We start from the raw sequence: 19226 nt of genomic DNA, 5'->3' as shown, positions 1-19226 counted from the left end.
AAAACATTGCATGGATAGCTAAAATCGTACCTGCAACCGTACCTGCATCATATTGATTCCGCATTTGCCTAATAATGAATACTTATCCATCCAGAGATGGGCGTAGTTCAGGCGGGAGGAAATATATGTATTGAAATAATAATTGATGCCGATAGATAGATCGTGCTGGCTTCCTCCGGTAATATGACTACTGAAATCATTCAGGTTCGTATAATTATAACGACAGGCTAAAAGTATCGAATGTGGTTCCTGTGGCATAACCGGTACGGCATCCAGTGCTTCATAAGCATATTTGTTTCCCTTCAGCAGAAATCCTCCCAATATATATCCTCCATGAGCAGAGTAAGAAGGGCGGATATCCTTCTGATGGATTTTTGTATAGAGGAACTCTGTTTGCAGAAGCCACTTTTTCCGGAACAGGAGACATTCGATATTCGATTGGATCTGATCTTTTACGTGGTCGAACGCCAGGTCCAATGGTCGTGGGGAAGGAATGTAGGTGACTCCCTTACTCTTTAACCGGATTTGTTGCAGGCCTGTTTCCGTATCTTTGTCGGGAACTTTGAATAAGGCTCCCGCTCCTATATGAAGCAAAACTTCCGATGTGTTTAGCGGACGCCAGACCGCGCGCCCTGAGAAATTATAACCGGGCTTGGTCGTTTCGGAAAAACTGAGTCCGTCACCGCAAAATGCACCTGCAGATAAATAATATGAAGGAAGGGAGCGGGTATAGGATACACCGATCCGGCGGTCCGGATAGAATGTTTCTGCCACATTGGAGGCTGTGTTGAAAACGAGATCGTTTGTACTGGTCGATTGGTCTATACTATAATAACCAAGCATATAACCGGCACGAAAATAATTCCCGTCTTTTCCATATTCGGTAAAGGCATCTTTCAGTGTTACCTTATTGTTTGCGAAGCCGACATCTATTTTGGTATACCAGAATGAATAGATACGGACTTTTGCCGCTAATCGTACATCGGAAATATGCGCACCGGCATGTAACGTTTTCGGGGAATGAATGTATGCGCCACCATCCAGGAGTAAACGCCCGGAAACTTTCCAGTCAATGGGAGAAGAGTCCGGCACAGCGAAAACCGGAATAGTAATAAGTAGAATAAGAAATAAGGTTGTTATTTGTCTCATGAAAAAAGTGTTCCTTTACAGTATGAAACTGTAAAGGAACGAAAAAAATGGAAAAAATTGAAGTGATATTGTAAAGATATTGGTTATAGACCGAGTTTGCATCTTTACTAATAAGACAAAAATTCAGATAATACCCCTATTGATAAACAAAAAATATTCTGGTTACGATAAATATAAAAACAATGAAAGGGAAAGTCCGGATTTGACTCCAGTTCTTTCCCTCTCTTACTTAACCGACCCCCTTATTTCCCAATAAGTTTTATATAACAAATGTATGTCATTTGTCAGAATGATTTGTTTCATAAATCAAGCAAATTCTGTTGAAGGGCAGGCAAATTTCATCCTTTTTCTTTGTCTTTGGTTTCATGTCGGATACAGATTGCGTTTTCCTTTGCCGGTAGTTTTGGGAAAAATGCCAGGTTGTGGTAATAGTTTCGATTTCGGAGTATTTCCGAATGAGTCGTGGCTTGCCTATTTTTCCTGTTTGAGCGATTCGCGTAATTTTTTTACTGCGGTAGCGATATGAGCTTCGAGTGTTTTCTCTGTGTTGTTCTAATAATAAGGGCGTTTTTAACAATTGTAACATGTTTGTAATATCCGTGTAACACATGTGAAATATTTGTTTCAGACCTTTGTCGTCGAATATGTAACACTCATTTATGGAAACATTTTATCTGTTCCTCGTAATTTTCCTCTTTGTGCTGGCGGTGTTCGACCTGTCGGTCGGAGTTAGCAATGACGCAGTAAACTTCCTGAATTCTGCAATCGGTTCGAGGGCCGCATCGTTTAAAGTTATTATGGTAATTGCCGCAATCGGTATTTTTGTCGGCGCTTCTTTGTCAAACGGTATGATGGATATTGCCCGGCACGGGATCTATCAGCCGCAACACTTCTTTTTCTCCGAGATCATGTGTATCCTGCTGGCTGTTATGCTCACGGATGTCGTGTTGCTCGATATCTTTAATTCGCTGGGGATGCCTACTTCGACGACGGTTTCGCTGGTTTTCGAATTACTCGGCGGTACGGTAGCTATTGCCCTGGTTAAAATAGCCCATTCGGACGGGGCTCTGCAACTCGGGGATCTGCTGAATACCGACAAAGCGTTTACTGTGATCCTTGCCATCTTCCTTTCCGTGGCGATCGCCTTCTTCTTCGGAACCGTGGTGCAGTATCTCTCGCGTCTTATCTTTACATTTAACTACAAGAAACATACAAAATATTTCATAGCCTTATTCGGCGGTCTGGCAGCTACTTCCATTCTTTATTTTATGCTGATAAAAGGATTGAAGGAAAGTTCGTTCATGAACGGAGATTTGAAAGATCTTGTTTATAGCAATACGAGTCTGGTCGTATGGGGAGCTTTTATCCTGTTCACCATTTTGATGCAGATCCTTCACTGGTTGAAAGTGAATGTGTTCAAAGTCATTGTCATGCTGGGTACTTTTGCTTTGGCACTGGCTTTTGCAGGGAATGACCTGGTGAACTTTATCGGTGTTCCTTTGGTCGGTTACTCTTCTTATATAGATTTGATGGCACAGGAAGGAACGACTACAACAGATACCTTCCTGATGGGATCGTTGCTTGCTCCGGCACAGACACCCTGGTATTTCCTGGTAGGATCGGGGCTGGTCATGGTGATTGCCCTGGCAACTTCCAAGAAAGCACACAATGTGGTTAAAACCTCACTCGATCTGTCCCGTCAGTCGGAAGGGAATGAAAGTTTCGGTACATCTCCGGTGGCACGTATGCTGGTCCGTACCTGTAATAATGCATCCAGCACTATCCTGAGCGTGGTTCCTCCACGAGTGAAAGACTGGATCGACAGCCGGTTCAATAACGATGAGATTATTCTTGAAGATAGAGCCAGCTTTGACCTTGTGCGTGCTTCTGTCAATGTCGTACTTTCGGGTCTGCTGATTGCGTTGGGTACTTCTTTGAAATTGCCGCTTTCAACTACTTATGTGGCATTTATGGTGGCAATGGGTAGTTCGTTGGCTGACCGCGCCTGGGGACGTGAAAGTGCGGTTTACCGTATCACCGGCGTGTTATCCGTTATCGGCGGATGGTTTATTACAGCGGGTGCGGCATTTACTATCTGCTTCCTGGTTGCTATAGTGATCTATTTCGGTGGTATTGCTGCCATGGCTGCGATGGTCGGTCTGGCTGTTTATATGCTGATCCGTAGTCAGATTGCCTATAAGAAAAAGTTAAAGAAAGAAGCCTTGAAAGAAGAAGTCAATACGACTGTTGCTAAATTGCGTGATACGACGGATAGTCACGAAGCTCTTTCTTTGTTCCGCGAACATAGCCGTGAAGAGTTACAATCAGTCTTGTTGTTTACGGCAGATGCTCTCGACCGTTCAGTCCATGGCTTTATGAATGAGAACCTCCGTGAGTTGCGTAAAGTGCTGAATGAGGTGGAAGAGAAAAAGATTCATCTGAAACAGGTGAAACGCGTCGGAACGTTAGGCGTTACACATCTGGAACATGATATAGCAGTTGAAAAAGGGTTGTATTATTATCAGGGAAATGACTTCGCCAGTGAGATCATCTTCAGTGTCCGCCGTTTGACGGAACCGAGTAAGGAACATGTAGACAATAATTTCAGTCCGCTGAGTGAAATACAGAAAACAGATTTCGGAAAGATGACGGAAAGCATTGTAGTTTACCTGAAACGTTGCGCCTCGATGATCGAAAAGAACGATTATCACCGCCTTGATGATGTGATTGCAGAATCTGTAGCTTTGACTAACCAGCTTACTGCTCTGAAAAAAGGTGAGTTGAAACGTATCCAGGGACAGAGCGGCAGTACTAAGGTAAGCATGGTTTACCTGAATATGGTGCAGGAAGCACAAAATGTCGTATCATTTACTGCAAACCTGATCAAGGTTAGCCGTAAATTCCAGAAAGAATAAGGAATAAAAACAGCACTTGGTCAAAATGGCTTATAGTGCTGTTCTCTAATTTATTACAGTTTCCTCGTAGTTTCTGCTTTAGGAAACTGTAATTTCCTGCGGAGGGAACTGTAATTTCCCAGGCAGGGAACTCGAGTTTCCTACCGAGGAAACTGTCGTTTCCCAGTAAGGAAATTGAAAGGAAATTATAACGGAAGAAGATGCCGGCTTTATAAGGCCAGCATCTTCTTCTCTTTTATCAGGTCGCTCTCATCCATGCGGAGAGAAGGGACGGTACACATTTTGATATAATCGCCGGTCTGGCAGGTATAATCGTAATAAGCCTGCTGTTCCGGGGTGAAATCTTCTTTAGCGATCAGGCCGCTTTTCATTGCCAGGAATTCTTCCGTATCTGTGTTTTCCGATTCTTTTATGAGAACGATCCGGCGGGCAACCGGATTCCGGTTGTAATCCAGTCCAAGGTACAATCCCCGTAACTGTCCGGGGTTTTTGAACATGGGAATTTGCAGGTAAAGTGTAACCAGGATAAGGGGCGGAACCGGGCTTTCGCTGAACAGGCAATAGAGATTCTGGGGATTCCCGTTTACACCGATGCCCCATTGTACTTCTCCGTAAGCATTCAGGCGTCCGATACGGATATGATCTTTATTGTCGGATAACGCGATCAGATAAGGTTCGCATTTCAGACAATCGGAAGAGGAAGAAAGGCTGTAACTGGTATATACTCCGCAGATATCAGGCAACTGGCGTGCGGAAAGAGACATTTCCTCGATAAGTGATTCGACAAAGGGGATTCCTTTTTGTGTATGCCGTTCAGCCGGTTCCAGTTCATCCAGCCGCTGCAAGGTCTCTTCCAGTCCTGAAAGCAGCCGCCGTTTGGATACGTTATTGACCAGCGACAGCGCCTGATCGAGTGCCTCTTCCTGCGGCATCGTTTTACTTCCTTCAAAATAGGCAGGCAAAACTGTTGTGTAGAGCGATGACAACACACTGGGAGCCATTCCCACCCAGTCTGCTATCTCTTTCATTTTTATACCGCTGTTCCTTAAATATTCGATTCTTTTGTAGAGTTCCAGAAAATCGTTCATCATGTAATATCTTCTTAAATATGGTACAAAATAACGGCCAGGTTGTTGCATTTCCGTTACATGAATGTTACATAAATATTTCTTTATAATTTATTGATATATCGTTATATATTAATAATATAGATTCATGCGTTCAGTAATATTCCTGTAATATCACCGGGGTAATTTTGCTGCCGAAAACAAAATGACAGCATGATATGAATCACTTTTTGCAGATAAATGAAACAACCCGGAAACGCTTTTCCGATTTCCTTTTTATCCTTTGGGCGGGAGGTGCAGCTTTATTATCTTATTCATTGGTGTATGCACTTCGCAAGCCGTTCACCGCTGCTTCTTTCGAGAATGCGGAATTTTTTGATCTGGATTATAAGGTGGTAGTGACGATCTCACAGATATTGGGATATGTGATCTCTAAGTTTATCGGTATCAAACTGATCTCTGAACTAAGGGCGGAAGAGCGGTTCAGGTTTATCCTGACATCTGTATTGCTGGCGGAAGCGTCGCTGATCCTGTTCGGATTGCTTTCCACTCCGTTCAACGTGGCTGCTATGTTCCTCAACGGCCTTTCACTGGGATGTATGTGGGGAGTTATTTTCAGTTTTATAGAAGGACGCCGGGTAACGGATATTCTGGCGAGCCTGTTGGGAGTCAGCATGGTTGTCAGTTCGGGAACGGCCAAGTCGGTCGGATTGTATGTCATGAATCATTTACATGTCAGCGAGTTCTGGATGCCTGCATTGATCGGTGCGGTGGCACTTCCTCTGTTGCTTTTACTGGGGTGGGCGCTTAACAGACTTCCCAAGCCGACGAAAGAAGATATAGCCATGAAGTCTGAACGCGAAACACTGAACGGGAGACAACGCAAGGAACTTTTCAAAAGTTATATGCCTTTTTTAAGTATGCTTTTCGTGGCAAATATCGCTATCGTTGTTCTACGTGATATTAAGGAAGACTTTCTGGTGAATATCATAGATGTTTCTGCCTATTCGCCTTGGCTTTTCGCACAGGTCGACAGTATCGTTACATTGATTATCCTGGGGATATTCGGTCTGATGGTTTTAGTGAAGGATAATTTGAAGGCACTGTCTGTCTTGTTTAGCCTGATCATGATAGGGATGGTTACGATGTCGGTCGTCTCTTTTGGTCAGCAGCAGTTCCGGTTTTCACCTATCGTATGGTTGTTTATCCAGAGTTTGTGCCTGTATATAACCTATCTGACATTCCAGACTATCTTTTTCGACCGCTTTATCGCTTGTTTCAAGATCCGTGGGAATGTAGGTTTCTTTATCGTAACGACAGACTTCTTGGGATATACCGGAACTGTTGTGGTACTTGTCCTGAAAGAATTTTTCAATCCCAATATCGATTGGGCACTGTTTTATAACCAACTTGCAGGTTATGTAGGCATCTTTTGCTGTATCACTTTTGCCTGTTCTTTTGTATATTTGCACCAGCGTTTCCGTAAGGAGACAGGTGTGACAGCCGCCAGGGAAGAGACACTTGAAGCCGTTCCGCAGAATGCCATCACCGTAGCCTGAATTTGATATGCCGGAATAAAAGAATAATTAGTATAAATAATAAGTTATGAAGAAGATTTCATGTGTAATTATGGACTGGGCCGGAACGGCCGTCGATTTTGGTTGTTTTGCCCCTCTGAACGCTTTCCTGAAAGTTTTCTCGGAAGAAAAAGGGATCGATATTACTTACCGTCAGGCACGTGAGCCGATGGGACTCCTCAAGATTGATCATATCAAAGCAATTCTGAACATGCCGGACGTCAGTGATAAGTTCCGTGCCCGTTATGGCCGCGACTGGAATATGACTGATGTAAATGAGATGTACCAGAGTTTCGAGAAACATCTGTTTGCTTCTCTGAAGAATTTTACCACACCGATACCGGGCGTACTCGACACGATCAAGTTGTTGCGCGAAGACGGTATAAAGATCGGCTCTACAACCGGTTATACACAGGCTATGATGGATGTGGTCCGTCCTGATGCCGCGGCCAAAGGCTACGAAGTCGATAACCTGGTTACCCCGGATGATGTTCCCGCCGGACGTCCTGCACCTTATATGATTTATAAGAATATGATCGATCTGGCTATCCCGTCTGTGGATAACGTCGTTAAGGTGGGCGATACGATTGCCGACATCAAAGAGGGCCTGAATGCGAAGGTGTGGAGCATCGGTATCGTAACAGGAAGTAACGAGATGGGAATTACGGAGGAAGAATACAACCATCGCTCTGCCGACGAGCTGGCGGAACTGAAACGCGAAGTGCGTGAACGAATGCTGGCAGCAGGTGCTCATTTTGTGCTGGATAATATTACTGAACTACCTGCTTGCATTGAGAAAATTAATAGATAAAATAACGACATAACATATCCATTGAAATGAGAAATTATCTTTTACTGACTCCCGGCCCGTTGAGTACGTCACAGACTGTACGCGAAGCCATGCTCCAGGATTGGTGTACCTGGGATAAAGATTATAATGAAGGAATTGTAACTTCGATCCGTAAAGGCTTACTGGCTATTGCGGGATTGGACGAGAACGAATATACCGATGTGCTTTTACAGGGAAGCGGCACTTACTGCGTAGAAGCAACGATCGGAGCGGCCGTGAAACCGGCCGACAAGCTGCTGATCCTTGCGAATGGCGCATACGGAAAACGTATGGCACAGATTGCGGAATATTACCATATCGACCATGTATTGGTTTCTCTGCACGAAACGGAGTTGATCACAGGAGAAGTCGCCCGCCGTGCTTTGGAAGAAAATCCGGGCATCACCCATCTATCTATGGTGCACAGTGAAACAACGACCGGTTTGCTGAATCCGATCGAAGAGGTAGCGGAAGTGATCCGTGGCAAGGGGATCACGTTTATCGTGGATGCGATGAGTAGTTTCGGAGGCGTACCTATCGATATGAAGAAATTAGATATCGATTTTCTGGTGAGCAGTGCCAATAAATGCATCCAGGGAGTTCCCGGTTTTGGTTTTGTCATTGCAAAGAAAGCAAAACTGATGGCTTGTAAAGGGGTGGCCCGTTCACTGTCACTGGATATCTATGCACAATGGGAAACGATGGAAAAAGGAGGAGGCAAATGGCGTTTTACGTCTCCTACCCATGTAGTCCGTGCCTTTTACCAGGCAATGAAAGAACTGAATGAAGAAGGAGGCATCGCTGCCCGTTACGAACGTTATAAAAAGAATCACCGCACCTTGGTGGATGGTATGCGTGCATTGGGATTCAAGACGTTATTGCCGGATGCTTCACAAGGGCCTATCATTACCTCTTTCTTATATCCTCATGCAGATTTTGACTTTCCGGCTTTTTATGAAGCCCTAAAACAGAAAGGTTTTGTTATTTATCCCGGAAAGATTTCGGATGCCGACACCTTCCGTATCGGTAATATCGGAGATGTCTTCCCACAGGATATGGAAAGATTATTGGAAGCGATAAAACTGACGCCTGTTAGATGACGGGAACGTCTGTTTCACAAGGATGAATAAACACAAAGCGGGCTCCGGCGGTATAGGAAGTATCCAGAAATATCTTGCCCGGCCCGCTTAAATGTTCAGCGATATAATAGCATATAGGAAGTCCCAGTCCTGTCCCGGCCTTGCTGTCATCCTGTTTTTTAAAACGTTTGAATATCTCTTCCTGTATTTCCGGAGGGATGCCTGTCCCGGTGTCGGTTACCGTTATGCGCACCTGTTTTCTGTCGGCTTCCAGGCTATAAGCAAGGTTGATTTCGCCTTTTTCTGTAAACTTGATCGCATTGTCCAGAAGGTTTGTAAATAATTGTTGCAGGCGCATGACATCCGTTTTTATTATGACCTGTTCCGGAGCCGGATTAAATGTCAGTGCCACTCCTTCATGGACACTCTGCCGGATGCTGTCGAGAGCCTTCTGGCAACATTCAGCCAGGGGAACTTTCTGTAAATTGAAACTCATGTCGCCTGTCTTCATTTTCGACAGGTCAAGTACGTCATTTACCAATGTCAGCATCAAGTCCGTATTATTTTGGATAATAGCGGAATATTCTTTTTTTTCTTTTGACTCGGTTGCTTCATCTATCAGTAATTCGGAGAAACCGGCAATTGCGTTTAAAGGTGTACGTATCTCATGGCTCATATCTGCGATGAAAGAACTTTTCATATAACTGGCTTCATCGGCTCGCATCGTTTCAAGTATCAGTTTCTCTTTTGACTTCAGCAAAGTGTTCTTTTCCTGCAATAAATCGTTTTTCAAACGTTGTGTCCGGCGAATGTAAATGTATAGAATGTACAGAATTATTATTAATATGATGATCAGTGAGATAAAAAAGATCAGCTGATAACGTTCCTGTCTGATCTGTTTCTGGTTGTTCTTTATTTTTTCTTTTAACGCAATTTCGAAATTTATATCGTGCAAGGTGCGTAATTGATTGACCTGGCGCAGAAACATTTCATCGTTTCTTTTCGTGTTATATGTATCTATTTCGTCATAGAGTGCCAATACTTCATCCTGTTTACCTTGTTTTTTCAACATATCGACTTTCAGTAGCAATGCTTCCGGCAAACGCTTTTCTTCCAATAGTTTGTCAATGTAATATAAGGCAGTAGAGAGATTGCCGGTTTGGGCATAATAACGGGACTTTACGCTCAGATAGACTCTGCAGGCATAATCGCCTTCTACAAATTCGCTACCTTCGAAACGAGTTGCCATATCGAGCGCTTCCTTGGCTTTATCTAATTTATTCTCTTGTAGATACAGGTCGGTATAAAAAGAATAAAAAAGCCAGTATTCGCGGTTAACCACATACAGGCCGTTGTGGGTGGCATTCAATTCATTTAGTTTGTCGATCAACTTTTTATAAGCAGCGAGCATTCCGGCTGTCTTTTCATACGCATCGGTTCGCAGGTTCGATTCTATCTGATAGGAGATTAAACGCAGTTCGGTCTCTTCATCTCCTCCCAGTTGTTCCAATCGGTCGAGTCCATCCTGGAAAGCGACGACAGCATCACTGTCCCGGCGGATGGCCTGGTAGATCTGACCGAGGCATTCCGAGCAACGCATAAGTCCGTAATTTTGCTTTTTCTCTACTGCCAGTTGATATAGATCGGTTATGCGGTTCATGGATTCTTCATAATTGCCACTCCATAATAAATCCTGGCAATACAATGATTTAGCCCTGAACAATACGTCGGGGTACTCGTTGCGTTTATGGGTGATCGAGTCGATCTGTTGTGCCCAGTAAGTTAAACTGTCGCTTCCGTTTTTCATGTTATAATAATAAACGGAAATTTCGGATAGAGCAGCATAGACGGCCTGGATGGAATCGATCTTTTCTGCTTCCTTTATTTGTTCTTTCAGATATACGACTTGTTCAGGTTTCTGTTCATGAAGTTTTGCGAGCCGGGATAACACGGGAATTGACCGGCAGGGAGAGGGATGCTCCGATAAAATGCGGTTAAGACTATCTATCTCTGTCTTGTGTTCTTTGATCGCTGAAGCAGGTAGGACGAAAAGTAACAATAAGAGTCCTGTTACTTTCCATATAGAAGGATGATATTTGAAAAAAGTATGCTGCATCTTCCTGGTTGTTATTGGTTTGTAAGTCCGATTGGATGGATAAAGACAAAGCGGGCACCAGACGTATAGGTGGAGTCTATGTATAAGCTGCCTTTTAGTAGTTGGGCGATTAGCAGACTGATCGCTAATCCTAAGCCAGCCCCCTGGACAAATTCGTTTACTTTTTCGAATCGGTCGAATATGTGCGGATGCTTCTCAATAGGAATGCCACATCCTGTGTCTGTTACCGACAACCGGATCTGGTGGAGATTCGGCTCTATTTCGAATGTGAGTCTAATTTCTCCTTCTCGGGTGAATTTGGCGGCATTTCCCAGTAGGTTTATCAGGATTTGTTTGAAACGCTGTTTGTCTGTGTTTAACATATACTGTTCGACAGGTGGGATAAATGTCAGTCTTACTCCGGGGAGTATGAGATGCTTTATTTCTTCTATGACTTCCCGGCAGCAGGATACGATATCATAAGCGTCTATGGCTGGTTTTATTCTACCGGCTTCCAGTAGGGAGATGTCGAGTATGTTGTTTACAATAGCCATCAGCAGTTCGAAGTTGCTTTTGATTAATCCGGCAAATTCGAGCTTTTCCTCTTCTGAGTAGAAATCGTCCTCTTCGCCTAATAGTTTGGAGAACCCGACGATCGCATTCAAAGGGGTGCGTATTTCATGGCTGACTTTCGCAATGAAAGCAGTCTTTTGCCGGTCTGTTTCTTCTGCTTTTTCTTTGGCGATCTGTAATTGTTTTTCCAGTTCCACCAATGAGTCTTTTTCCCTTTGCAACGCATTTTTCAGTTTATTGGAATGCAGAAAATAACAAACCAGTAGGGATAAAAGGACCAGCAATAACAGTGAAATCCACATACCCATTCTTACCAATTGTCGCTGCATTGCCAGTTCATCGTTTTGCCGTTGTAATTCGAACGTTTGCTGTTCCTGGTCGTTCAGGTCGTTTAATAGGCGGAGTTGGGAAATCTGGCGGTCGAATGCCTCTGTTTTTATCTGTGCATCCAAAGCGAACAGGTCTTCATAAGTTGCTATTGCGTTGGCTTTTTGCCCGTCGGCACGCAGAATCTCGATCTTTAGTTTCAGGTAATTGGGCTGTACTTCGATATCCAATCCCTTGTCGATCTCTTCAAGTGCCTTTTGGTAATCTTTTGTCTTGAGATGGTACAGAGCTTTTATGCGGTAATATGGGTATTTCATGTTTTCTTCGGTCGAGTTGGCCGTATATTTGCTTGCTTCTTTTATATATTTTCCTGCTTTGTCAAGCTGTCCCATTTTCATATATAATTCAGCGTAATAGCTATTGAACAGCCAGCGATGCCATATAGATCGGTAGGGGATTCCTTTAGTTTCAAATATTTTACTTGCGATCTGATACAGTTCGTTGTATCTGTCCAGTATTTGCCTAGATTCAGCCAATAGGTTTTCATCCAGAAACGATGGGAGCATTTCTGATAGATATTGTATTTCATAAATCGGGTTGTCCTTTAACTTATGTAAGTATTCCAGTCCTTTACGGTATGCAACAACGGCTTCTTTATTTCGGCCCATAGCTTGATAAGCAAATCCTATACTTTGGTTTGCCAGCATCAATGCATAATCGTTTTGTGCTTTTTTAGCATCGTTCAATAGTTTAAAAGCCTCACTGATAGCCAGCTCATAGTTTAATTCTCCCTGATAATATTTGCATAATAGATTTCTGACCTGAAAAAATACTGGGGGTGTCACCGAATGTTGTCGACAGATTGAGTCCAATCGATTTTTCATGATGATCAGGCTGTCTAACTGAGAATCGTTGAAATAGTAACGGCATAATTTTGAATATCCATCGTAAACGTAGTTCAGAGAATCGAGCTCAGTGGACAGGTCGACCAGTTCTTTCAGATAAGAAGCTTCTTCTGGTTTTTGCCAGTACAGTTGGGATAAATAAAGTAATACAGGCAGTTTTTGAGCTGGATCTTTCGTGTTTTCCAAGACATTGCATAAGCTGTCAGTCAGGGCCCGGTCTATCTCTGCCCGCAACTGTGTGCAAGAGAATAATCCTGTCATTATAATTAGCAATATCGTTGAAATCTTTTTTGTCATAGGTTACTGTTGAAGACAAATCTTTATTCGTCTTGAAAAACAATGTTACAAAGATAATATTTTTGATGTAAAAGGCCTGTAGATAGAGTTAAAAGCTTTATTTTATGTTGTCTTTGGATATTTTCCAGTATATATTGCCGAATAGTATTATTTTTATACCGTAATTAAAAATAAATCAGCAAAAAGAGTAGATACTTAATATTTTTGATTACGTTTGTATCCATTAATATTCAACTAATCTGAGATTTTACCAAGAGAATTTTTTTAACAAAGGTTGTACTTTAATTAATAAAAGCAAATGAAACGGTCAGATTTAATTGCAGCTATAGCTGCTGAAAGTGGTTGTAGTAAAAAAGATGTAGATGCAATGCTCGAAGCATTTTGTTCTGTTGCGACTGATGCACTTCGTCAGAGGGACCCGATAGTACTGAAAGGTTTTGGTACTCTTTCTCCAAGAGAGCAGAATAGTCGTCCGGCCCGCAACCCCAAAACAGGTGAGGTTGTTGTCATCCCGAAACGTCTGAGTGTGAAATTCAGCGTCGGTAAATATCTTTTTGAAGATCTGAACAAGTAACTGCTATGAATGGCGGACAGAATCGCGCAAAATAAGTATTCCTTCCGGTCCCATATTAAATAGTAAGTCTACGATACTTAAGTTGGGGAGGAATCCGAATTTATCCCGGAATACCTGGTAATAGGGTTGCGGGATGAAGTCTGGATCTTCCCCTTCGTGTTTCGGGCGGATGATCTCCCGGAAATCGTTCGCTACTTCCGGCATATATGTTTCCGTATAGACAATGTTCGGCTGCAAATCCAGTAAACGGCAAACCAACCTGCGTAACTCTTCATTGAAGTCGAATAGGAAATCGAACTTCTTTTCATAAAACGGGGCGAACTCTTCTTCATAATATTCAAAGAAAGGACTCATATTATAAGCAGATATTAACGCATTCCAGTGGAGATGGCGCCAGTTCCCATGATCGGATATGCGGATATCCTTTGTCGGACATTTCGGAGTGTCGGGCTTGATAATAGGGACGGAGAGCGATAGCGGACCGTTGGCGGCTGCTATTGTACAGCGGTTGCGATAGGTTTGTTTCAGGTAGTTTTCGGCTGTTTCGATCCGTACTTCTTCAAATTGGAAAAGTTTACAGTATTGTTGTACCGGGCCCAGGTAGGCCGATGAAATATATACAGGTTGCATGATTAGTTTACGGGTTTAAAAATTCGTTGCCTGTCTTTGCTATACCAGCAGAACCAGGCGTTTCCTATGATATGGTCGCGGGGGATGAATCCCAGATGGCGGGAGTCTATCGCTTCGTTGGTATTGTCCGAAAGCATCCAGTAATAATCCTGATCGAAGAAGAAGAAATCTGTTTCCCGGCCGTCGAGGAATAATTTCCCGTTGCGGAATACCGCTTTGTCGCCGGCTTCAGTCTGAATTGCTTCACGGCAGGCAGTCAATGCGGCTGCATCGAGCCGGTAAGCTCTACCTTTCCGGGGAACGATCAGTTCATAACTATCCGTATGGTCTTTTATAAAATGGATATTGGTGTCTTCCGATAACTCCTCCCTGATCTGATATTCTTCGAAAGAGGTAAGGTAGAGGGAGAAGCCGAATGCCTCTTCTTTCCATTCCCTGATGGGTATATTCAGTTTCTTCTGTACGGCTGATAACTCGTTCTGCCCGGCCTTCGTCACCATATAACGGTTGAGCGATTGGGGGGAATGAGGGATCAGTTTGCCGTTGACCCGATAGCCATCGTTGCCGACACGGATCGTATCGCCGGGCATACCGATACAACGACTCAGGAATAAAGGGTTTGAAACGGTATCTTTCAGCAACGGGCTGGTGAATAAAACCACCCTGTTACGTCCGGGATTATCTTTCAACGGCAACTTGTTGACCAGGATATAATCGCCTTTATGTAATGCAGCCTCCATAGAATCGGTCGATACACGGAAAGATTCCATACAATAGTAACGGACTGCCATAACGCCTCCTGCCAGCAACGCGATCGTAGCCAGCCATTTTACAGCAGATATGAAGGTCTGTCTTGCCATAGAATCAATATGTCAACTATCAATCCGGGTGCACCATGCGGAACAGACGGTTCCAGCGGATACCACCGTCGAACAGGCTACGGTCTTTATCCAGTGACAGCCAAATCAGGATCGGTTTTCCTACGATATGATCTTCCGGAACGAATCCCCACGAACGGCTGTCGGCACTGTTATGGCGATTATCACCCATCATCCAGTAATAATCGTATTTGAATGTATAGTCTGTTTCCGGTTTGCCATTGATATAATAGGTGCCGTCTTTTACTTCCAGTGTATTGTTTTCGTAATTCTTGATGCAACGGCCGTACAGGGCGATGTTACGTTCGTTCAGCGGAATTGTCGCTCCTTTTTTCGGTATCCATAGCGGACCAAAGTTATCACGTGACCAACCGGTTTTATACCAGGCCGGATAAGTCGATCCCGACCAGGCATCCGGCTCGATAACGATCTTTTTCACAGAAGGTAGTTTCTCTGCAATGGCCAGCGCCTTCTTGGTAAGCGGCAAATGATAAACCGGGTTGAACTGTCCGGGTGCGATCGGCTCGAAACCGAGGAATGACATCAGATCCTGGAAATACCCGTTGTTGGAGGCCAGTATCCGGTCGCTTTTGCTTACCTCCATCAGGCGGAATTGTTCCTCCGTAAGAGGCGAACCGTCTGTTTCAACAAAGTAGTTAAACTGCATGTTCTCCGGATTCTTGGCGGGTTTTCCATCGATATATACCTGATTGTTACGTAGCTCGATCGTGTCGCCTGGTAGACCGATACAACGTTTTACATAATTCTCACGTTTATCTACGGGGCGATAAATGACATCTCCGAATGTCTTTTTATCCAGCCGGATGGCTTCACGTCCGTACTGGGCAACCAGTTCGTCGTAGCTCGGATTCTGTACATTCAGGGCAACTGTGTCACCAGCCGGGAAGTTAAACACTACGATATCGTTACGTTTTACATGTCCAAAACCCTTTACACGTTTATACCCCCATTCCGGCCAGTCCAGATACGACTTGCAGTTGAAGAACGGCAGTGTGTTTTGTACCAACGGAAATGATAACGGCGTGTTCGGTACGCGCGGACCGTAGCTCAACTTGCTCACGAACAGATAATCGCCCACCAGCAACGATTTCTCCAGCGAAGAACTCGGGATCTGGTAGTTCTGGAAGATGAACAGATTGATGAAATAAACGGCGATCAGTGCGAACAGGATATCGTCCACCCATTCCAATGCATTCCGTACACTCGGGTTCTTCGACCGTTTCCAGGCGCCCCAGGGAATGTATTTTGTCAGGAAGATATCCACCAGCACGATCAATCCCAGCAACAACCAGAGGTTCTGCATCCAGATCGAAAAGAGTATATACAATACGGCTGAGATGCCGAACTTGATCCATTGTTTCTTGGAAAACTTTTTCATTTGTAGATTAATCTGTGGAATTAAAATTTAAGCATATCATCCATACCGAGGAAGCCTTTTTTCCCGGCAGTAAACTCGGCTGCAACGACAGCGCCGAGAGCGAAACCGGCACGGCTTTTAGCATCATGCTTGATGCTGATATAGTCGACGTCCGATTCATAGGTCACTTCATGGATACCCGGCACTTCCCCTTCACGGATAGCATGGATCGGCAGGTCAGTCGGTTGTTCGGCTGTTTCCAGCGTCCAGCGTTCTTTCCGGTCTACGTTCTCAAGGATACCTTCTGCCAACGTGATAGCTGTTCCGCTCGGAGCATCCAACTTGTGGATATGATGCGTTTCCGTCATGCTGATATTGTAAGAAGGGAAATTATTCATGATTTTCGCCAGATATTTGTTGAGGGCGAAAAAGATGTTTACCCCGATACTGAAATTGGAAGCATAGAAGAATGTCTTGCCTTCCTTTTCACATTTCTCTTTTATTTCACTGATACGGTCCAACCAGCCTGTCGTCCCGGAAACCACGGGAACGCCGGCAGCGAAACTTTTCATATAATTATCGAAAGCCGTGGCGGGAGTCGTGAACTCGATGGCAACGTCTGCGCTCTTGAAATTAACAGACTGAAATTCTTCCGGGTTGTTTATATCTACGATAGAGACGATCTGGTGTCCTCTGCTGAGTGCGATTTGCTCGATGGTTTTCCCCATCTTTCCGTAACCGATAAGTGCAATCTTCATATCTTTTCAGAATAAAATGAATTAATATGGCTAATAACTTAGCCTTCAGGGGTGCAAATATAAAGAAAATGAATTAGATTTGTGGCATAAATCTTAACTCTGAAAAGAATATGGAACGTTTATTACATTATGTTTGGAAATACAAACTGTATCCGGCAATGCCGCTTCTTACCACCGATGGTCGTCCTGTCTCTGTTATCGATCCCGGAACACTAAATTCCGATGCCGGACCGGACTTCTTCAATGCAAAGATAAAAATAGCTGATACCCTATGGGTCGGCAGTGTGGAAATTCATACCCGGGCATCCGATTGGCTGGTCCATCGTCATGATAAAGACAAAGCTTATGATGCCGTTATCCTGCATGTTGTGGAGTGTGTCGATTGTGAGGTGAGGCGGACGGACGGTGAGCCGATCCCCCAACTAAAACTGATTGTTCCGGAAGCTATCGTTAAAAATATAGACTGGTTGTTGTACCGCGAAGTGGCCATGCCGTGCCTGGGATATATTCCGGAAATAGAACCGTTGTATATATCTTCCTGGCTGGATGCTTTGCTGGGGGAGCGGCTGGAGCGTAAGACTGCTGATATTTTCCGTTTGCTGGACCTGTACGGTGGTGATTGGAATGAAGTCTTTTATATTACTTTAACCCGTAACTTCGGTTTCGGAGTGAATAACGATATTTTCGAACGTCTGGCTAAAAGTCTGCCGCTACGCTGTATTCAAAAACAACGCGGTAGTCATTCGCAGGTAGAGGCGATGTTGTTCGGACAGGCGGGGATGCTGGATGAAACGCTCGATTGTCCTTATTATCGTTTGTTACAACGCGAATACCGGTTTCTTCGGCATAAATTCGGGTTGACGCCGCTCGATCCTTCCCAGTTCAGAAGCCTGCGTATCCGTCCGGTTAATTTCCCTTGTCTGAAACTGGCACAGTTGGCTGCTGTCTGGACGCAGTACGATACCCTGTTTTCTGTTATACTGGCCGCGGGTAGTATCGGCCGTATCAAACAATGCTTTCGTGTCTCTCCTTCTGTTTACTGGGAAACGCATTATAATTTCCGTTCTGTTTCTGTCCGGAAGGAAAAGCAGGTGGGGGAAAATTCTTTGTGTATCCTGTTGATAAATACGGTAGTACCGGTGCTTTTTGCCTATGGTGTCAGGAGTAAACAGCCGGAATATTGCGACCGCGCCATCCATATCCTTGAAAGTCTTCCGCCGGAGAAGAATGCGATCGTTTCCGGTTTTACTCAGGCGGGGATAAAAACAGGTCATGCCGGAGACAGTCAGGCGCTTGTCCAGTTGAAACGGGAGTATTGCGAGAAGAAGAAATGTTTGTATTGCCGGATCGGGTTCAGGTATCTGAAACAGATCTCCCAATCAACTTAAAAAATAAAATTGTCAAAATGCTATTTTAAGTAGTTCCTGAAGAGCTTCTATGGGGCTCAGGACGGTAGTGGCTATTTTTACGCAAACGTAGCCGGTTTTCGTATTGTCATATTGAACGTAATAACCCGATTAACCGTTCCGAATCATACAAAAAAATAGATAAAACGAAACTTTTTCTTTGATAAAAGATCTCATCGAGAATTATGTCACTACTGTTATGGTTCGTATCCGGCAGCTTCCAGATCAAGAAACTGCTACAAAACATAAAATTCAAGGATAAAAAAGGGACTAAACAGATCTGTTTTAACATATATTCACGTGGCTTTTTGTCTAAAATAAACCCTCATTCCGTTTAAAACAAAAAAAAATTCGTTTTAAACGAAGTGGGAATTTCTTTAAAACGAACTGAAAGCTGGAAGTAAGAGATATGAATTGTTAATTATTGTGATAAAAAGATTCCCGGAAGTTACCTTTCAGGAAATTGTCGAGTTGTCAGATCAATATATTGTTTTACATATTAACACTTAAATGTCGTAATTAGAATCATTATGTCATCAAAAAATCATCGCGGAATGATGAAAAACTGTTTTGATTTATTGCTTAATTCATTCCAGGGAAAAGTAATCCATATTCATGTTCATATTTACCGGATGCAGACGAGCGGTAGAGTTACGCTGATAAATGCGTATGGATACTGTTAGGTATGCTGGTTGCATCTTGCTTATTTCTGATTTGTTAGGGTGTACTTACGTTAATTTAGCGTATATATCACTGTTTGTCATCGGATTTTTCCCTATTTTTGCCATT

Annotated in this window: 14 protein-coding genes; 6 read left to right on the top strand and 8 right to left on the bottom strand. The window is 43.6% G+C overall.

What is annotated here, in order from left to right; translation table 11 throughout:
* Positions 1-18 precede the first annotated feature (18 nt).
* Positions 19-1149 (bottom strand): OprO/OprP family phosphate-selective porin, encoded by a 1131-nt coding sequence (locus tag DWX23_RS23060; protein WP_122376222.1) that lies wholly within the window; start codon positions 1147-1149, stop codon positions 19-21.
* A 659-nt stretch (positions 1150-1808) separates the two neighbouring features.
* On the opposite strand from DWX23_RS23060, the gene DWX23_RS23050 reads away from it, so the two are divergent.
* Complete coding sequence (locus DWX23_RS23050) at positions 1809-4064, top strand: inorganic phosphate transporter (RefSeq protein ID WP_122376220.1); 2256 nt, start codon at positions 1809-1811, stop codon at positions 4062-4064.
* Between the two features lie 209 nt (positions 4065-4273).
* Here DWX23_RS23050 and DWX23_RS23045 read toward each other — a convergent pair whose 3' ends face one another.
* The gene (locus DWX23_RS23045; protein ID WP_183672055.1) at positions 4274-5152 is read right to left on the bottom strand and encodes a hypothetical protein; all 879 of its coding nucleotides are present in this window, start codon (positions 5150-5152) and stop codon (positions 4274-4276) included.
* A gap of 197 nt (positions 5153-5349) precedes the next feature.
* On the opposite strand from DWX23_RS23045, the gene DWX23_RS23040 reads away from it, so the two are divergent.
* The 3 genes from DWX23_RS23040 to phnW are packed head-to-tail and all read left to right on the top strand — an operon-like array spanning position 5350 to position 8637.
* Entirely contained in the window at positions 5350-6690 is a 1341-nt protein-coding gene (locus tag DWX23_RS23040; RefSeq protein WP_122376218.1) for a DUF5690 family protein, read from the top strand.
* 46 nt (positions 6691-6736) lie between these two features.
* Complete coding sequence (phnX, locus tag DWX23_RS23035; protein ID WP_122376217.1) at positions 6737-7519, top strand: phosphonoacetaldehyde hydrolase; 783 nt, start codon at positions 6737-6739, stop codon at positions 7517-7519.
* Between the two features lie 26 nt (positions 7520-7545).
* Positions 7546-8637, top strand: a complete 1092-nt coding sequence (gene phnW / locus DWX23_RS23030; protein WP_122376216.1) for a 2-aminoethylphosphonate--pyruvate transaminase — start codon at positions 7546-7548, stop codon at positions 8635-8637.
* On the opposite strand, the gene DWX23_RS23025 is transcribed toward phnW, so the two are convergent.
* Both DWX23_RS23025 and DWX23_RS23020 read right to left on the bottom strand, forming a co-directional pair.
* The gene (locus DWX23_RS23025; protein ID WP_122376215.1) at positions 8630-10732 is read right to left on the bottom strand and encodes a HAMP domain-containing sensor histidine kinase; all 2103 of its coding nucleotides are present in this window, start codon (positions 10730-10732) and stop codon (positions 8630-8632) included. The two genes, phnW and DWX23_RS23025, sit on opposite strands and share 8 nt — an antisense overlap.
* A gap of 11 nt (positions 10733-10743) precedes the next feature.
* The gene (locus DWX23_RS23020; RefSeq protein WP_158607115.1) at positions 10744-12777 is read right to left on the bottom strand and encodes a HAMP domain-containing sensor histidine kinase; all 2034 of its coding nucleotides are present in this window, start codon (positions 12775-12777) and stop codon (positions 10744-10746) included.
* A 334-nt stretch (positions 12778-13111) separates the two neighbouring features.
* Between DWX23_RS23020 and DWX23_RS23015 the strand changes: the two genes are divergently transcribed.
* A complete protein-coding gene (locus DWX23_RS23015; RefSeq protein ID WP_122353507.1) occupies positions 13112-13387 on the top strand; it encodes an HU family DNA-binding protein in 276 nt (91 codons plus the stop codon).
* 3 nt (positions 13388-13390) lie between these two features.
* Here the strand turns inward: DWX23_RS23015 and DWX23_RS23010 are convergent, their stop codons facing one another.
* Genes DWX23_RS23010 through dapB form a run of 4 tightly spaced genes read right to left on the bottom strand, consistent with a single transcriptional unit; the run spans position 13391 to position 17031 of the window.
* Positions 13391-14017 (bottom strand): WbqC family protein, encoded by a 627-nt coding sequence (locus DWX23_RS23010; protein WP_122353506.1) that lies wholly within the window; start codon positions 14015-14017, stop codon positions 13391-13393.
* A 2-nt stretch (positions 14018-14019) separates the two neighbouring features.
* Entirely contained in the window at positions 14020-14877 is an 858-nt protein-coding gene (lepB, locus tag DWX23_RS23005) for a signal peptidase I (RefSeq protein WP_122376213.1), read from the bottom strand.
* A 19-nt stretch (positions 14878-14896) separates the two neighbouring features.
* The gene (locus tag DWX23_RS23000; RefSeq protein WP_122353504.1) at positions 14897-16294 is read right to left on the bottom strand and encodes a S26 family signal peptidase; all 1398 of its coding nucleotides are present in this window, start codon (positions 16292-16294) and stop codon (positions 14897-14899) included.
* A 20-nt stretch (positions 16295-16314) separates the two neighbouring features.
* Positions 16315-17031 (bottom strand): 4-hydroxy-tetrahydrodipicolinate reductase, encoded by a 717-nt coding sequence (gene dapB / locus DWX23_RS22995; RefSeq protein WP_122353503.1) that lies wholly within the window; start codon positions 17029-17031, stop codon positions 16315-16317.
* Positions 17032-17141: 110 nt separating this feature from the next.
* On the opposite strand from dapB, the gene DWX23_RS22990 reads away from it, so the two are divergent.
* Positions 17142-18419: a DUF2851 family protein gene (locus DWX23_RS22990; RefSeq protein WP_122376212.1), complete on the top strand. Its 1278-nt coding sequence runs from the start codon at positions 17142-17144 to the stop codon at positions 18417-18419.
* The last annotated feature ends 807 nt before the right edge of the window (positions 18420-19226 follow it).

Origin of the sequence: Parabacteroides sp. AF18-52 (assembly GCF_003479145.1) — a bacterium.
Taxonomy (GTDB): Bacteria; Bacteroidota; Bacteroidia; order Bacteroidales; family Tannerellaceae; genus Parabacteroides; species Parabacteroides faecis.
This window is presented reverse-complemented; position numbering and strand designations above follow the sequence as displayed.

What these genes read in the sequence shown, in the direction of transcription:
- DWX23_RS23020 (WP_158607115.1), bottom strand. Translation starts at nt 12,777, where the DNA reads ATGACAGGATTATTCTCTTGCACACAGTTGCGGGCAGAGATAGACCGG.
- lepB (WP_122376213.1), bottom strand. Translation starts at nt 14,877, where the DNA reads ATGGCAAGACAGACCTTCATATCTGCTGTAAAATGGCTGGCTACGATC.
- DWX23_RS23010 (WP_122353506.1), bottom strand. Translation starts at nt 14,017, where the DNA reads ATGCAACCTGTATATATTTCATCGGCCTACCTGGGCCCGGTACAACAA.
- DWX23_RS23025 (WP_122376215.1), bottom strand. Translation starts at nt 10,732, where the DNA reads ATGCAGCATACTTTTTTCAAATATCATCCTTCTATATGGAAAGTAACA.
- DWX23_RS22990 (WP_122376212.1), top strand. Translation starts at nt 17,142, where the DNA reads ATGGAACGTTTATTACATTATGTTTGGAAATACAAACTGTATCCGGCA.
- phnX (WP_122376217.1), top strand. Translation starts at nt 6,737, where the DNA reads ATGAAGAAGATTTCATGTGTAATTATGGACTGGGCCGGAACGGCCGTC.
- DWX23_RS23040 (WP_122376218.1), top strand. Translation starts at nt 5,350, where the DNA reads ATGAATCACTTTTTGCAGATAAATGAAACAACCCGGAAACGCTTTTCC.
- dapB (WP_122353503.1), bottom strand. Translation starts at nt 17,031, where the DNA reads ATGAAGATTGCACTTATCGGTTACGGAAAGATGGGGAAAACCATCGAG.
- DWX23_RS23050 (WP_122376220.1), top strand. Translation starts at nt 1,809, where the DNA reads ATGGAAACATTTTATCTGTTCCTCGTAATTTTCCTCTTTGTGCTGGCG.
- phnW (WP_122376216.1), top strand. Translation starts at nt 7,546, where the DNA reads ATGAGAAATTATCTTTTACTGACTCCCGGCCCGTTGAGTACGTCACAG.
- DWX23_RS23060 (WP_122376222.1), bottom strand. Translation starts at nt 1,149, where the DNA reads ATGAGACAAATAACAACCTTATTTCTTATTCTACTTATTACTATTCCG.
- DWX23_RS23015 (WP_122353507.1), top strand. Translation starts at nt 13,112, where the DNA reads ATGAAACGGTCAGATTTAATTGCAGCTATAGCTGCTGAAAGTGGTTGT.
- DWX23_RS23000 (WP_122353504.1), bottom strand. Translation starts at nt 16,294, where the DNA reads ATGAAAAAGTTTTCCAAGAAACAATGGATCAAGTTCGGCATCTCAGCC.
- DWX23_RS23045 (WP_183672055.1), bottom strand. Translation starts at nt 5,152, where the DNA reads ATGAACGATTTTCTGGAACTCTACAAAAGAATCGAATATTTAAGGAAC.